The following is a 14,599-nucleotide window of genomic DNA, read 5'->3' on the forward strand; positions in this document are numbered from 1 at the left end:
CATGCTTTATATGCTTCGCATGCTCCTGTTGGCGCTGCACTTCCTGCTCGTGGGTGTCGTCGGTCTGGTGATCGGCCTGCTGCGTCCGTTCAACCCCGATAACAGCCGCCTGTTCGCCCGCCTGTACAGCGTGCCGGCCGCCTGGCTCATGCGCATCAAGGTCAAGGCCGAGGTCGGCCCGCTGTGGGACCAGCCCCCTGGCTGCGTGATCATCGCCAACCACCAATCCAACTACGACCTGTTCATCATCGGCCAGGTGGTGCCGCGCCGCACCGTGGCCATCGGCAAGAAGAGCCTGGGCTGGGTCCCGCTGTTCGGCCAGCTGTTCTGGCTGGGCGGCAATGTGCTGATCGACCGCAAGAACGCCTACCAGGCGCGCAAGGCCATGCAGACCACCACCCGGACCCTGCGCGACGACACCTCGATCTGGATCTTCCCCGAAGGCACGCGCAACCCCGGCGAGCAGTTGCTGGCATTCAAGAAGGGCGCTTTCCACATGGCCATCGAGGCCGGCGTGCCGATCGTGCCGGTGTGCGTCAGCCGCTACACCCAGCGCCTGGGCCTGAACAGCTGGCGCCAGCGCACCGTGGTGATTCGCTCGCTGGCCCCCATCGCCACCGCGGGCCTGACCCAGCAGGACCTGCCCGCGCTGATCGAGCAATGCCGCAGCCAGATGCAGCATTGCATCGACCATATGGAAAGCGAGCTCACCGCGCCCTGATCGGCGTGCGGACTTGCCCCGTGCCGCGACACAGCCCAAGCTGTGTAGCGTGTTCAATCGGATAAGCGGACAACCATGGGTCGAGTCGTCGCATCGGCGGTGTACAGCGCCGGCAGGAAGGTCACCAACATCAGCCTCGACGAGGGCGCCGAATGGGCGCGCAAGCCCGGGCACTTTGTCTGGATCGGCCTGGAAGAGCCCAACGCCGAGGAACTGGCCAACCTGCAGCGCCAGTTCGGCCTGCACGAGCTGGCCATCGAGGACGCCCTGGAGAAACACAGCCGGCCCAAGCTTGAGACCTTCGGCGACGCGCTGTTCATCGTCACCTACTCGCCGGTGCGCCACGAGGGAAAGCTCGAGTTCATCGAGACCCATATCTTCGCCGGCAACGGCTACATCATCACCTGCCGCAACGGTCACTCGAAGTCCTATGCCCTGGTGCGCCAGCGCTGCGAGGCGCGTCCGCTGCTGCTCGAGCACGGCGAGGACTTCGTGCTCTACGCCCTGCTGGATTTCGTCACCGAGAACTACCAGCCGGTGAGCGAGGCGATCCACGGCGAGATCGAGGAGCTGGAACAGAGCGTGCTGAGCAATTCGCTCAAGGAAGAGGACATCCAGCGCCTGCACAGCCTGCGCCGCGACATCCTGCGCCTGCGCCGCTACGTGGCGCCGATGGTGGAGATCAGCGAGGAACTGCAGCGCCTGAGCTTCCCGTTCATCGACAAGAACATGCGCCCGTACTTTCGCGACGTGCAAATCCATGTCACGCGGCAGATGGAAGACCTGGCCGGGATCCGCGACATCGCCAGCCAGACCATCGAGATCGGCATGCTGCTGGAGTCGTCACGGCAAAGCATCACCCAGCGCAAGTTCGCCGCCTGGGCGGCGATCCTGGCGTTTCCCACGGCGGTCGCCGGGATCTACGGGATGAACTTCGAGAACATGCCGGAGCTGGCATGGCGCTACGGTTACTTCGGCGTCCTGGGGGTGATCGCCCTGGGCTGTTCGGGGCTGTATTACAGCTTCAAGCGTTCGGGCTGGCTGTAACGCCAATCGCGGGCGAGCCAGTTCTCATGGAGTAACGGTAACGCGCAGATTTAACTGAAACAGCGTGGGAGCGGGCTTGTCCCGCGATCACCGGCGAAGCCGGTGCCATACATCGCATCGCGGGGCAAGCCCGCTCCCACGCGGCCTCAGTCAAATCCATACGGGGCTTGCCGCGAGTAGCTTCGAAGCGGATCTCAGATCGCGCGGCTGCCGGGCTGCTGGACGAAACGCAGCATCCACTCGCCCACCAGATCCCCCTGGTGCTCGGTGGCCAGGCTGGCCACCGCCTTCTCATAGACTTCATTACCCAGCGACGCCTGTCGCGCGTCGAGCAATGCCCGGGAGTAGTCATGGACGAACTCCGGGTGCCCCTGGAAGCACAGCACCTGGTCACGGATGTGGTAGGCGGCGTTCGGGCAGAAGTCACTGGAGGCGATCACCGTGGCCCCTTCGGGCAGCTCGGTGACCTGGTCCTGGTGGCTGATCAACAAGGTCAGCTCGGACACCTGCGGGTCCATCCACGGCGCATGGGCCGCCAGGCTGTAGCGGTGAACGCCCACGCCCCAGCCTTTGTCGGCGCGCTCGGCCTTGCCGCCGAGGGTCAGCGCCAGCAGCTGGTGACCGAAACACACGCCCAACAGCTTCTCGCCACGTTCGTAGAGCTTGAGCAGGTAGGCCTTGAGCGTCTGGATCCACGGATCGTCGCCGAACGAGTCGGCCTTGCTGCCGGTCACCAGGTACGCATCGAAGCGTTCGCCGTCCGGGGGATAGTCGCCGTTCATCACGTTGTACACATCGAATTCGGCCGCGATCGGCTGGCGCGAGAACAGCTGCTCGAACATCCTGCCGTAGCCCTGGTACTGCGCGATCAACTCCGCTCGCAGGACATCGGTCTCAAGGATGCAGATGCGTAACGACATAGGGGTAGTCCTGAACGACATGTGGGTGGGATTTGCTGTAGAGACTGACGCGAAAGGGCCGTACAAGCAAGTAGGATGTCCGGACGAACGGTAGGCCCTGTAACCCTTGGTAACCCCTGCCGCGCACTCGTCTAGCCTGAGCGTGCCAGCGGGGTGGCCAGTGGCCTTAATGCCATGAGGAATCGACATGAAAATTGTTAGAACAAAGGGTTCTGAAACAGGGATGACGCGGGCCCTACTGTTGGTTGTATATCCAGATATACGCGGCAAGCAGGAACGGCGTGCCATCACGCCGCTGCGATCGACCCGACGCTAGACAAGGAAGCCAAGGGTTATTCAGGAATAACAACAAGAAGGCGGTCCGCCATGTTCAGACAATCCAAGGTACGCCAAGCCGGCCTCATACTCTTCGCCACGACGCTGTTGCTGATCCTGCCGAACCTCACCCGGCTGTTCGGCTGAACGCGGCGGTGGCCTTTTCCGAGCACGCGTGGGTAATCTGCCGACCTTGATGGTTGGAGATCGTCCATGCGCCTGTGTCTTGCCCTGCTCTGCCTACTGCTCGCCCCGACATTGTCGGCGGCGCAGTTGAACCTCGAACTGGGCGGCGACAGCCGGCGCTGGAGCAGTGAACAGCTACTTGCCCATCCGCAGGCGCGAAACATCACCATCGAACAGGACGTGGCCTACAAGCGCACCTTGCATTACCGCGCCGTGCCCCTGGCGGTGCTGCTGCAGGGCGTGAACCCGAGCGATCACCTGCAGGCCGTGGCCCTCGATGGCTTCGCCGCCGAGATGCCCGCCGGGCCGCTGTTGCAGGCGGGCCCCGCGCAGGCCTGGCTGGCCATCGAAGACCCCAGCCACCCTTGGCCCGCGCTGAGCAAGGGCAAGCCAGGCGCCGGGCCGTTCTACCTGGTATGGACCCAACCCCAGGCCAGCGGTATTCGCCCGGAACAATGGCCGTATCAGATCGCCAGCATCCGCCGCCTGCCCCCGGTCGAGACGCGCTTCCCCGCCCTGCTGCCCGACCCGGCCGTGGCCGAGAACGACCCGGTGCGCCAGGGTTTTGCCCTGTTCCAGCAGAACTGCCTGGCCTGTCATCGCCTCAATGGCGCCGGCGACGCGCACCTGGGCCCAGACCTGAACCTGCCGCACAACCCCACCGAGTACTTTCAACCGGCCTACCTGCGCCAGTACATTCGCGACCCGCAGAGCCTGCGGCAGTGGCCGCAGGCGAAGATGCCCGGGTTTTCCACCCAGGTGCTGGATGAGCCGGCGCTCGATGCCGTGCTGGCGTACCTGAAGCATATGGCGGGGCGCAAAGCGCACTGATGCCCTTGCGGGCCTAGGCGATCGGCCTTTCCTGCTTGACGCCCCAACCCTCGACTTCGCCGCCGTAGGGCGAGACGACCTGTTCAAAGGCCTGTTCGAAGGCGCCGATACCGCCATGGGTGGCGTACATCACCTTGCTCAACTCCAGGTGCCAGGCGCCGTCGTCGCGTTCGCTTACCTGGGCGTTGAGCGATTCGCCACGAAACTGCCCCGCCGCCCGGCGGGCACCTGCCTCGCTGGGAAACACGGCGTAGAACTCGATGGGATGGATGCGGGTGAAATCGAAACCGCCAGCTTTCATCTGGCGCAGGACACTGCTGCTGATGTCGTCGTTCTGGCTGCTCATGAAACGTCCTCCGGCAAAGCAATGGATAGACTTTCCGTGCACAACGCACCTGCCTGGCACACAAGGAATGCCTGACAATACGAGCGGATTGCAAGACGCGATGAAAACGGCAGCGGCCCGCAGAGAAGGCCGGCGCCTGACTTGAGCGTAGCGCCTGAGACAGCGCTACGCCAGAGACACCCGGTTCAGGGCGCTTCGCGAATGGTGGTGATGGTCACGCCGCTCTGTTCCTTGAGCCAGCGCGCCGTGGGGGAAAAGCTGCGGTCCTGGAAGTCGTTGAGGTCCAGTTCGTCCATGAGCGGGAACAGGCGCGAACGGATGGCGCGTGCGGCATCTTCCTCGCTGGGGCGCTGCTCGGCATTGAGCAACAGCGTTTGCGGCTCGCCTTTCTGGTCTGCAAAGCTGACTTCCCATGCTTTCATCGATCAGCCCTCGCTGGCGCAACGGTGAATGGAACGGCGTACTCACTTGACCATGGTGCAGGGATGAATGTTCAGCCGCATACATGAAACCGCATGAAAAAAGCCCGCCGGTTCAGGGCGGGCTTCATGGGGCAGGCGGCGGCCTTACTTCGGCGTGCCGTGGACGACACCGGCGGTGTTGTCCAGCAGGCTCTTGGTCGCGGTCTGGATATAGGCCTCGAGTTTCTTGAGCATTTCCGGCTGGTCGGGGCTTTCGATCAGTTCGGCCTTGAACTCACGGCCCAACTGGTAGCGGTACATCCGCGGGGTCATGTCCTTGGACTCGATGAGGATGCGATCGCCCTGCACCAGGCCGACGATCTGCTCGCTGCCCGACGGCTTGATCATGCCCACGCCCTGGTCGCCCTCAGGCAGGTTGAGCAGGTCGCGGCCCCAGCACTGGTGGCGGGCCTGGCCGCCGAGACGGCCCATGATGGTCGGCACGATGTCCACCTGGGTACCCACGGTGTGGTTGACCGCGCCGAACTTCTCCTGGATGCCCGGGGCAATCAGCAACAGCGGCACGTTGAAGCGGCCCAGGTCCAGCTCGGTGACCTGCTGGTGGTTGCCGAAGCCATGGTCGCCGACGATGACGAACAGGGTGTCCTTGAAGTACGGCTCCTTGCGGGCCTTCTCGAAGAACTGGCCCAGCGCCCAGTCGGAATAGCGCATGGCGGTCAGGTGCTCGTCCAGGCGCCCTTGGCCGGTGACCTTCTCCACCGGCAGGTCCTTGGGCAAGGCATACGGCGTGTGGTTGGAGAGGGTCTGCAGCAGCGCGTAGATCGGCTTCTTGCCGTCATGCTTGGCCAGCTCTTCGTTGCCGCGATTGAACATGTCCTGGTCGGACACGCCCCAGGTCGGGTCGGAGAACACCGGGTCGACGAAATCGTTGCGGCCGATGAAGGTGGTCATGCCCTGGTTGCCGAAGAACCCGGACTGGTTGTCCCAGGCGAAGTCGCCGTTGTAGACGTAGACATCGTCATAGTCGCGGGCACTGAGCAGTGCCGGCAGGCCGGACAGCTTGTGGCCGCCTTCCGGGGTCTGCATCAGGTACTCGAAGCCCGGCAGGTTGGGGAAGCAGGCCATGGTGGCGAACATGCCCTGGTGGGTGTGGGTGCCGTTGGAGAAGAAGCGGTCGAACAGCAGACCTTCCTTGGCCAGCTTGTCGAAGTACGGGGTGATGTTATTCGGACTGCCCAGGGCGCCCACCGAGTGGCCGGCGAAGCTTTCCATGAGGATGACCACCACGTTCTTGACCGGCAGCGTGTTCGCCACGGGCGGCACGAAGTCGCGACGGATCGCGGCCTCGTCGGCATCGACCAGGGTGTCGTTGGCGGTCAGCAGCTGCTCGCGCACGGTCTGGGTGGCCAGCGGCTGCTCGAGTACCGGCTTCCAGATGTTGGCGCGGTCCTCGCCGAAGCGGCTCTTGGCGGCGTCGATCAGGGTCAGCGTGCCGTTCAGGCCCAGCTGGTTGACGAAGTTCGAATCGGTGGTGAAGGCGTCGCCCCAGCGCATCGGCGGGCCCTGGCGCAGGGTGCCACGGGCGGCGACCACGGCCACCAGCAGCACGACCATGAACACGGCCAGGCGGCCATACCACGGCGCGAACTTGCGGCTGCCGGCAGGCTGGAGGCTTTGCTCGCCACGGGTCAGGCGATCGATGCCCTTGAACAGCAGGCTCAGCAGCCAGGTGCCGACCAGCCAGGCCAGCAGGTAGCGGACCACCGGGAAACCGTACCAGAGCATGCTCATGACGGTCTTGGGGTCTTCCTTGATGTACTGGAACACCAGGCCATTCAGGCGCTGGTGGAACTCGCGGTAGAAGTCCATCTCCATCAGGCCGAGGAACATCACCACGCTCGAGGCAATGGTCAGCCAGAAGCGGAAGAAGCCACGGCGGGCCATCAGCCAGGGGCTGAGCAGCGCCAGCAGCAACGGAATGCTGATGTACACCACCACCCGCAGGTCGAAGCGCAGGCCGTTGAGGAAGCCCTCGGCGACGGTCGAGTTCGGCGTGTCGCCGATCATGTCGCTGTTGTAGACCAGCAGCGCCAGGCGCACCAGGCTGAGCATCAGCATGATCACCAGGCCACTGAGCAACGTGTAGGCCAGGTGGGATTTCAGGGTCGGCGAGAACGAGCCTCGCACGCCCTGTTGCTTCAAGGCGTCCGTGTTAGCCATGAATGGAGAGGTCCTAGGATTGCGGTTTGCGGGAAGGCGAAGTCGCCAACAGCCTGGTGGTCGGGCCCTCGAGGGCGAGGTGAGACCAAGGCCGCATTGTGCGGCGCGGATTTTCAAAAATCGAGTGTGAAAATTTTGTCGAGAGCAACTATCGCTTACATAACCTGTAGGAGCGGGCTTGCCCCGCGATCACCGGCGAAGCCGGTGCCCAACACCGCATCGCGGGGCAAGCCCGCTCCCACGCCGTTCCGGTTGACTCAACTGAATCAACAGGCAAAGCCGGTGCCATGTCCCCATAGTCAGATCCGCACATTGCCCCGCGGCCCGGCGATTGCCCAGATGATCAGCCCCAGCACCGGCAGCAGCAGGATCAGCAGGATCCACAGCACCTTGCTGCCGACCTCGGCGCCGCTCTTGAGCACATTGAGAATGGCCCAGATATCCAGGGCCAGGATGATCAGACCGACCAGGCTGTTGAAGGTGGACCCCATGGCGCCGCTCCCGCACGGTAAATGTGTTCAAGAGCATAGCTGGCTATGGCCCCGATAGAAGGGAATCCTTGGCCGGGCGTACGGGTCAGTGGATAGACTGCTGTCATTCACTGCCCCGAGGTTCGCATGCCCCCTGCCCACACCCAAAGTGCCGTCCCCGACTCAATGTTCAGCGCCTGGCGGCAACAGGCCCTGGCCACGCCCTGGCTCAGCGCCGGCCTGGCCCTGAGCCTGCTGGCCGTCGCCGCGCTGTTGCTGGCGAGCCTGTGGAACGCGGTCAACGGTGACCACGCCGACAACCTGCACCTGGCCCTGCTCGGTGGACTGTCGGGCTTCGGCGCCACCGCCCTGGGCGCGGTGCTCGCGGTGATCCTGCGCGACGTCAACGCCCGCACCCAGGATGTGATGCTGGGCTTTGCCGCCGGCATGATGCTCGCCGCCAGTTCGTTCTCGCTGATCCTGCCGGGCCTGGACGCCGCCCGCGAAATCACCGGCAACGGCCCGGCGGCGGCCTTCACCGTGGTCCTGGGCATGGGCCTCGGGGTGCTACTGATGCTCGGCCTGGACCGCTTCACCCCGCACGAGCATGAAAGCACCGGCCCTTGTGGCCCGCAGGCCGAGCGGGTCAGCCGGGTGTGGCTGTTCGTGCTGGCCATCACCCTGCACAACCTGCCCGAGGGCATGGCCATCGGTGTGAGCTTCGCCAACGGCGACATGAACATCGGCCTGCCGCTGACCAGCGCCATCGCCATCCAGGACATCCCCGAAGGCCTGGCCGTGGCCCTGGCCCTGCGCGCCACGGGGCTGTCGAACTTCAAGGCGATGATGGTGGCGATCGGTTCGGGCCTGATGGAGCCGCTGGGCGCGGTGATCGGCCTGGGCATTTCCACCGGCTTCGCCCTGGCCTACCCGATCAGCATGGGCCTGGCGGCGGGAGCGATGATCTTCGTGGTATCCCACGAGGTAATTCCGGAGACCCATCGCAATGGGCACCAGACCGCGGCGACGCTGGGGCTGATGGGCGGGTTCGCGGTGATGATGTTTCTTGATACCGCGTTGGGCTGAAAGGCCAATGCGCAATCCCTGTAGGAGCGGCCTTGTGCCGCGAAAGGGCCGCAAAGCGGCCCCGCGATCATTGTATTGACGCTGAAATCCCGGGGCTGCTTCGCAGCCCTTTCGCGGCTCAAGGCCGCTCCTACAGGGGGAATCGTTGCTTAGACGTGCACCGCCACCTTCAGCGCCTCCAGCGCCGGCTCCACCTTGATGCCTACGGCCTCGCCCAACTCCAGCACACGGGCCAGGTCATTCTGCCCCACCATCACCATCTGCAGCTCGTCATCGAGCAGCTGGCTGAAGTTCAGCAGCACGTAGCCCCCGGCTTCCTTGTTCAGCGCGCCCATCTGCACCTGGATGCGGTTGAGCGCGGTCAGCGCCTCGGTACGCGCCAGCTGCTTGGACTTGAGGGTGAACGGCACGCTCTTGTCGAACGAGTCGCTGATCTGCTGGAACAGGTCCTGGTAGCTGTCGGCCTGGAACAGCACGGTATCGGGCAGGCTGCCGACCACCACCCATTCGCCCAGCGGGAACGGGAAGCTGTCGTCGTAGTTGATGTCCGGGTTGGCGGCGAGGAAGGCGGCGGGGTCGGCGTAGGCCTGGGCGGCCTCGGCGGCGATGCGCTCGATCTCCTCATCGCGCATGCAGCCGGCGCCGATGAGGCGGATGAGTTCGAGCAACTGGTCTTTCATGGGGGGCCCTGCGGGTTGGCGTGAAAGGCGCCAAGGATAGCCGCAAACGCCCCCGAAGGGTTAGCCGGCCTTCGCCTCCAGGCGTGCGGCGGCATCCACCGCGCCCATGGTCCGCGCGGCCGCCAGCGCGGTGGCGCCGGCCGCGTCACGCCGTGCCGGATCGGCCCCCTGGGCCAGCAGGTAGTCGATGATCTCCAGGCGGTTGAACATCGCCGCCAGCATCAGCGCGGTGCGGCCGTCCGCGGCGGCGGCATCCACCGGCACGCCGTGCTCGAGCAGCAGGCGGATCATCGCCAGGTCGCCCTTGAAAGCGGCGCCGGCCATGGGCAACTGGCCGTTGTCATTGGCGATCAGTGCGTCGGCGCCATGGGCCAGCAGCACTCGCACGGCGTCGTGGTGGCCGTGGTAACTGGCCAGCATCAGCAAGGTGTCGCCCTTGTGGTTGCGCAGGTCGGCGGGCAGGCCACCGTCGAGCAGGCGACCGAGCATGTTCGCGTCGCCGCGGCGGGCGCGCTCGAAGACCTCCTCGGCGAAGGCCGCGGTTTCTTCGGCGGTCATGGTGGCGGGCTGGTGATCGGACATCGGGAACCTCCTGGCATCTGGCAATGGCCCAAGTGTCCATCAGGCAGCGGCGAGCGGTCCAAGGTTCAGATTCTATCGGAGGCAGAGAGCCAGGCTATGACCGTGCAAAATGCACTGTGCAAAATGCACGGGCGTGCAGATTGCAATGCGCAACCTTATAAAAACAAATTTAAGTAATTGATTTTAAAGGTTTTTTACTTGAGCAAAGGCTGGCACGGTCGCTGCAATCATCAACTCAAGTCTGCCAGTACAACAGTCAGGAGTTGATATGGACCTCATCCAGGAAAAATTCGCCTCGGTCTTCGCCGCCTACCAGGTCACCACCCAGCCGCGTCCGGACGGCGGTGTCCTGCTGACCCTGCGCGCCAGAGACGGCATCGTCACCCGCCGCGTGCTGACCTATGCGCAGCTACACAGCGCCGAGCAACTGTCCTGGGCGATCAGCGCCATCCGCCGCGACCTGGCCGGGCAGCCGAGCGAGCTGCCGGTGATCTCGATGCTGCAGAGCCAGCAACGCTTCGCCCTGCCGACCTACCGCTGATTGCGCGACCCGACCCTTTCAGAGTTCGTCGAGCCCGGCAAATTGCCGGGCTGTTCCATCACCGGTGAACCGCGGCTGCACCGCCTGCTCGCTGGCGAACAGGCGCAGGGCCAGGCAGAACGGGGTGTCGCCCAGGTCCAGCCAGCGCCGTGTACCGGCGGGCACCACCAGCACATCGTCCTTCTCGCACAACACGGCGTACACCGCGTCTCCCAAACGCAGGCTGACCTGCCCGCGCCCGCTGATCAGCGCGAACACTTCCTCGCCCTCATGCACATGCTCGTCGCGCAGGTCGACCTGGCTTGGGTCGACGCCATCGCGGCTGAGCACGCCGAACACCACACTGCCATGGGCGGTCATCAGCTGGTCGAGCGGCTCACCGCACGCCGCGACCACTTCTTCCTGGCTGCTGCCCGGACGCAGGCGCGCACCGGACTGCCAGCGGCCGAAGCGCACGCCCTGCTCGGCCAGGGTCGCGGCAATGTCGTCGTGGTGGGTCAACACCTTGTGCGGCAGTTCCGGGCTGGACGGGTCGAATACGCTGAGGATGCTCATCAGGGGTGGTTCCTGCTGTCTTTGAGTCGGAAGGCTATGATAACGGCTGCCGCGAGTGCCGCGACGCTGGCCATACCAAAGGTGAAGTGCGGGCCCAGCAGTTTCCAGCTGTAACCCGAGTACAAGGCGCCCAGCGCGCCGCCGGTGCCCGAGAGCGCCGCGTACAGCGCCTGGCCCTGGCCCTGCTGACGGGCGCCGAAACTGGCCCCGACAAAGGCAATGGCCGCGGCGTGGAAACAGCCGAACGTGGCCGCGTGCAGCACCTGGGCGAACACCAGCGCCGCCGGGATATCGGCCAGGTTGCCCAGCAACAGCCAGCGCACGGCGGCCAGCAGGAAACTCGCCAGCAGCACCTTGCGCACGGAAAAACGGGCGAAAATCCGGCTCATGCCCATGAACACCAGCACCTCGGCCACCACCCCCAGCGCCCACAGCAGACCGATGGCACCACGGCTGTAGCCCAGGTGCTCCAGGTGCAGGGTGAGGAAGGTGTAGTACGGCCCGTGGCTGAGCTGCATGAGGGCCACGCACACATAGAAGGCCAGCACGCCGGGCGCCCGCACCTGCGCGAGAAAGCCCCCTGCCCCGCGCCGCTCGGCCTGTTCCACCGGTTGCGCGTTGGGCACCCAGAGGCTGGCGGCGACGATCCCGGCCATGATCGCCACCAGTGCCACCGGGTAGATGTCCAGGCTCAGCCATTCGAACAGGCGCCCAAGACCGACCACGGCGAGGATGAAGCCGATCGAGCCCCACAGTCGCACCTGGCTGTAGCGCGCGGTCTGGCCATGCAGGTGGGCCAGGGTGATCACCTCGAACTGCGGCAGCACCGCGTGCCAGAAGAACGCGTGCAGGGCCATGACCATCGCCAGCCAGGCATAGCTGTTGCCGAAGAAGATCAGCGAAAAGGTCGCCAGGGTCGACAGCGCGCCCAGACGCACGATCAGCAGGCGCTGGCCACTGCGGTCGCCCAGCCAGCCCCACAGGTTGGGTGCGACGCAGCGCATCAGCATGGGGATGGCCACCAGCTCGCCGATGCGTGCCGGGGAGAAGCCCAGGTGGTCGAAGTACAGGGCCAGGAACGGCGCGGTGGAGCCGAGCAGGGCGAAGTAGAAGAGGTAGAAGCTGGAGAGGCGCCAGTAAGGGATCGGGGGCATGGGATGGGCCTTGTGTGAGCCTGCACCGGCCTCTTCGCGGGTTTACCCGCGAAGAGGCCGACCCTGGCTAAGTCAGAGCTGGCCCAGTACCGGGGTGCCCACTTTCACGTCGGCATTCTGCGCCCGGTGGCGCAGCAGGTGGTCCATCAAGGCGATGGCCATCATCGCCTCGGCGATCGGCGTGGCGCGGATGCCGACGCACGGGTCGTGACGGCCCTTGGTGATCACCTCGACCGGGTTGCCGTCGACGTCGATCGAACGGCCCGGGGTGGTGATGCTTGAGGTCGGCTTGAGCGCCAGGTGAGCGACGATCGGCTGGCCCGAGGAGATACCGCCGAGGATGCCGCCGGCATTGTTGCTGAGGAAGCCCTCGGGGGTCAGTTCGTCACGGTGCTCGGTGCCACGCTGGGCGACGCTGGCAAAGCCGGCGCCGATTTCCACGCCCTTGACCGCGTTGATGCTCATCAGCGCATGGGCAAGCTCGGCGTCGAGGCGGTCGAAGATCGGCTCGCCCAGGCCCGGCATCACGCCTTCGGCGACCACGGTGATCTTCGCCCCCACCGAGTCCTGGTCGCGGCGCAGCTGGTCCATGTAGGCCTCGAGCTCCGGCACCTTGTCCGGGTCGGGGCTGAAGAAGGCGTTGTGCTCGACCGAGTCCCAGGTCTTGAACGGGATCTCGATCGGGCCGAGCTGGCTCATGTAGCCGCGCACGCGGATGCCCTGGGTGGCCAGGTACTTCTTGGCGATGGCGCCGGCCGCCACGCGCATGGCGGTCTCGCGCGCCGAGCTGCGGCCACCGCCGCGGTAGTCGCGGATGCCGTACTTGTGGTGGTAGGTGTAGTCGGCGTGGGCCGGGCGGAACAGGTCCTTGATCGCCGAATAGTCCTTGGACTTCTGGTCGGTGTTGCGGATCAAGAGGCCGATCGAGCAGCCGGTGGTACGCCCTTCGAACACGCCGGAGAGGATCTCCACTTCATCCGGCTCCTGGCGCTGGGTGGTGTGCCGGCTGGTGCCGGGCTTGCGCCGATCGAGGTCGTGCTGCAGGTCGGCGAGGGAGATTTCCAGGCCTGGCGGGCAGCCGTCGACAATGGCGACCAACGCCGGGCCATGGCTCTCGCCAGCGGTGGTGACAGTGAACAGCTTGCCGTAGGTATTGCCGGACATGGACGCTCCGCGAATCTGCCTGAGGTGATCGAAAGCGGCAGTATACGGAAAACGCTACAGGATGGGTTGCCCATGCCGGCCTCTTCGCGGGTAAACCCGCTCCCACAGGGATCGCGCCAGATTCTAAAAATTGAGCAAGACAGTTGCTCCCACAGGCCGGCCCATCTCACTGTGGGAGCGGGTTTACCCGCGAAGAGGCCGGCACGGCAAGCGAGCCATGCGAACCTTCATCGCGCTGCAATGTCTCAATGACACCTAGCCATGTAGTACCCCTCCATGAAGTCGCGCCTCGCCGCCCTGCTCCTGATGTTCTGCGCCAGCCTCGCCCAGGCCGCGCCCACCGTACTGCAACGCCCCATCGACCTGGACACTGGCCAGGGCGTGCTGCACGGCAGCCTGCTGCTACCCCAGCAAACCACCCCGCCACCGGTGGTGCTGATCATCGCCGGCTCCGGCCCTACCGACCGCGATGGCAACAACCCTGCCTCCGGACGCATCGACAACCTCAAGCGCCTGGCCCTGCTGCTGGCCGGCGAGCACATCGCCAGCGTGCGCTTCGACAAGCGCGGCGTGGCCGCCAGCCAGCCGGCCACCCCCGACGAACGCGACCTCAGCGTCGAACGCTATGTCGCCGACGTGGTGGCCTGGGGGCGCGCGTTGCGCCAGGACCCGCGCTTCGGTCCGCTGATCCTGGTCGGCCACAGCGAAGGCGCGCTGATCGCCAGCCTGGCCGCCGAGCAGGCCGGCGCCAGCGCGGTGATCACCCTGGCCGGCAGCGGCCGGCCGGTGGCCGACGTGCTGCGTGAACAACTGGCCCAGCGCCTGCCTCCGGCGCAACTGGCCGGTGGCGTGGCACTGATCGACCGGTTGCAGGCCGGGCAGACCAGCCTCGACGTGCCCGCCCCGCTGCGCCAGGTATTTCGCCCCAGCGTGCAGCCGTACCTGATCACCCTGCTGCACCAGGACCCGGCGGCCGCATTCGCCCGGCTCACGGTGCCCGCGCTGATCGTCCAGGGCCGCAACGACATCCAGGTGGAGGTGGCCGACGCCGAGCGCCTCAAGGCCGCCAAGCCCGACGCCCAGCTGGCGCTGATCGACGGCATGAACCACATGCTGCGCATCAGCCCCCGGGAGATGGGCCAGCAGCGTGAGAGCTACCGCAATCCCGAACTACCGCTGGCCCGTGAGTTGGGGGAGCGCATCGTCCTGTTCATCCACGGGCTGCCGCAGGCCTGAAAGCGCCCTCAGGTATTGGCCCGGCCTGCCGATAACGCGGCTAAGAAGGCAGTGATCCAGGGGCATGCGCGCCCCGATCGCGGGCAAGCCCACATCTGCGATGTCCTTGCAGGTACCGGCACC

At 65.5% G+C, this 14,599-nt stretch carries 16 protein-coding genes; 6 read left to right on the forward strand and 10 right to left on the reverse strand.

Features of this window, described 5'->3' with window-relative positions; genetic code table 11:
• The first annotated feature begins 1 nt into the window (after position 1).
• A complete protein-coding gene (locus LU671_RS17815; protein ID WP_203647590.1) occupies positions 2 to 721 on the forward strand; it encodes a lysophospholipid acyltransferase family protein in 720 nt (239 codons plus the stop codon).
• A 75-nt stretch (positions 722 to 796) separates the two neighbouring features.
• On the forward strand, positions 797 to 1,768 hold the full coding sequence (locus tag LU671_RS17820; protein WP_050704649.1) for a magnesium and cobalt transport protein CorA: 972 nt from the start codon (positions 797 to 799) through the stop codon (positions 1,766 to 1,768).
• Positions 1,769 to 1,962: 194 nt separating this feature from the next.
• Here LU671_RS17820 and LU671_RS17825 read toward each other — a convergent pair whose 3' ends face one another.
• Positions 1,963 to 2,688, reverse strand: coding sequence for an amidotransferase (locus LU671_RS17825; protein ID WP_232856404.1), 726 nt, complete (start codon positions 2,686 to 2,688; stop codon positions 1,963 to 1,965).
• A gap of 528 nt (positions 2,689 to 3,216) precedes the next feature.
• Here LU671_RS17825 and LU671_RS17830 point away from each other — a divergent pair.
• Positions 3,217 to 4,020, forward strand: coding sequence for a c-type cytochrome (locus LU671_RS17830; RefSeq protein WP_203647591.1), 804 nt, complete (start codon positions 3,217 to 3,219; stop codon positions 4,018 to 4,020).
• Positions 4,021 to 4,033: 13 nt separating this feature from the next.
• On the opposite strand, the gene LU671_RS17835 is transcribed toward LU671_RS17830, so the two are convergent.
• The 4 genes from LU671_RS17835 to LU671_RS17850 form a co-directional block, all read right to left on the reverse strand.
• Positions 4,034 to 4,366, reverse strand: coding sequence for a ribonuclease E inhibitor RraB (locus LU671_RS17835; protein ID WP_186712832.1), 333 nt, complete (start codon positions 4,364 to 4,366; stop codon positions 4,034 to 4,036).
• Between the two features lie 185 nt (positions 4,367 to 4,551).
• On the reverse strand, positions 4,552 to 4,788 hold the full coding sequence (locus tag LU671_RS17840; RefSeq protein WP_110736624.1) for a hypothetical protein: 237 nt from the start codon (positions 4,786 to 4,788) through the stop codon (positions 4,552 to 4,554).
• A gap of 144 nt (positions 4,789 to 4,932) precedes the next feature.
• The gene (locus tag LU671_RS17845) at positions 4,933 to 7,008 is read right to left on the reverse strand and encodes an LTA synthase family protein (protein WP_232856405.1); all 2,076 of its coding nucleotides are present in this window, start codon (positions 7,006 to 7,008) and stop codon (positions 4,933 to 4,935) included.
• Between the two features lie 299 nt (positions 7,009 to 7,307).
• Positions 7,308 to 7,499, reverse strand: a complete 192-nt coding sequence (locus LU671_RS17850) for a PLDc N-terminal domain-containing protein (RefSeq protein ID WP_203647593.1) — start codon at positions 7,497 to 7,499, stop codon at positions 7,308 to 7,310.
• A 126-nt stretch (positions 7,500 to 7,625) separates the two neighbouring features.
• Between LU671_RS17850 and LU671_RS17855 the strand changes: the two genes are divergently transcribed.
• Positions 7,626 to 8,564 (forward strand): ZIP family metal transporter, encoded by a 939-nt coding sequence (locus LU671_RS17855; protein WP_203647594.1) that lies wholly within the window; start codon positions 7,626 to 7,628, stop codon positions 8,562 to 8,564.
• A gap of 149 nt (positions 8,565 to 8,713) precedes the next feature.
• On the opposite strand, the gene LU671_RS17860 is transcribed toward LU671_RS17855, so the two are convergent.
• Positions 8,714 to 9,244, reverse strand: a complete 531-nt coding sequence (locus tag LU671_RS17860) for a hypothetical protein (protein WP_232856406.1) — start codon at positions 9,242 to 9,244, stop codon at positions 8,714 to 8,716.
• Between the two features lie 60 nt (positions 9,245 to 9,304).
• On the reverse strand, positions 9,305 to 9,826 hold the full coding sequence (locus LU671_RS17865; RefSeq protein WP_232856407.1) for an ankyrin repeat domain-containing protein: 522 nt from the start codon (positions 9,824 to 9,826) through the stop codon (positions 9,305 to 9,307).
• Between the two features lie 268 nt (positions 9,827 to 10,094).
• Between LU671_RS17865 and LU671_RS17870 the strand changes: the two genes are divergently transcribed.
• Positions 10,095 to 10,367, forward strand: coding sequence for a DUF3509 domain-containing protein (locus tag LU671_RS17870; protein WP_232856408.1), 273 nt, complete (start codon positions 10,095 to 10,097; stop codon positions 10,365 to 10,367).
• Between the two features lie 18 nt (positions 10,368 to 10,385).
• Here LU671_RS17870 and LU671_RS17875 read toward each other — a convergent pair whose 3' ends face one another.
• The 3 genes from LU671_RS17875 to aroC all read right to left on the reverse strand — a co-directional run bounded on the left by LU671_RS17875 (position 10,386) and on the right by aroC (position 13,240).
• Positions 10,386 to 10,922 carry an oxidase gene (locus LU671_RS17875; RefSeq protein WP_232856409.1) on the reverse strand — a complete coding sequence of 179 codons (537 nt, stop codon included), beginning with the start codon at positions 10,920 to 10,922 and terminating at the stop codon, positions 10,386 to 10,388.
• On the reverse strand, positions 10,922 to 12,076 hold the full coding sequence (locus LU671_RS17880; RefSeq protein WP_232856410.1) for an MFS transporter: 1,155 nt from the start codon (positions 12,074 to 12,076) through the stop codon (positions 10,922 to 10,924). Before LU671_RS17880 ends, LU671_RS17875 begins: the two co-directional genes overlap by 1 nt.
• 72 nt (positions 12,077 to 12,148) lie before the next feature.
• Positions 12,149 to 13,240 carry a chorismate synthase gene (gene aroC / locus LU671_RS17885; protein WP_203647600.1) on the reverse strand — a complete coding sequence of 364 codons (1,092 nt, stop codon included), beginning with the start codon at positions 13,238 to 13,240 and terminating at the stop codon, positions 12,149 to 12,151.
• A gap of 276 nt (positions 13,241 to 13,516) precedes the next feature.
• On the opposite strand from aroC, the gene LU671_RS17890 reads away from it, so the two are divergent.
• Positions 13,517 to 14,476, forward strand: coding sequence for an alpha/beta hydrolase (locus tag LU671_RS17890; RefSeq protein WP_232856411.1), 960 nt, complete (start codon positions 13,517 to 13,519; stop codon positions 14,474 to 14,476).
• The last annotated feature ends 123 nt before the right edge of the window (positions 14,477 to 14,599 follow it).

Origin of the sequence: Pseudomonas sp. NMI760_13 (assembly GCF_021283245.1) — a bacterium.
GTDB classification, from domain to species: Bacteria; Pseudomonadota; Gammaproteobacteria; order Pseudomonadales; family Pseudomonadaceae; genus Aquipseudomonas; species Aquipseudomonas peradeniyensis.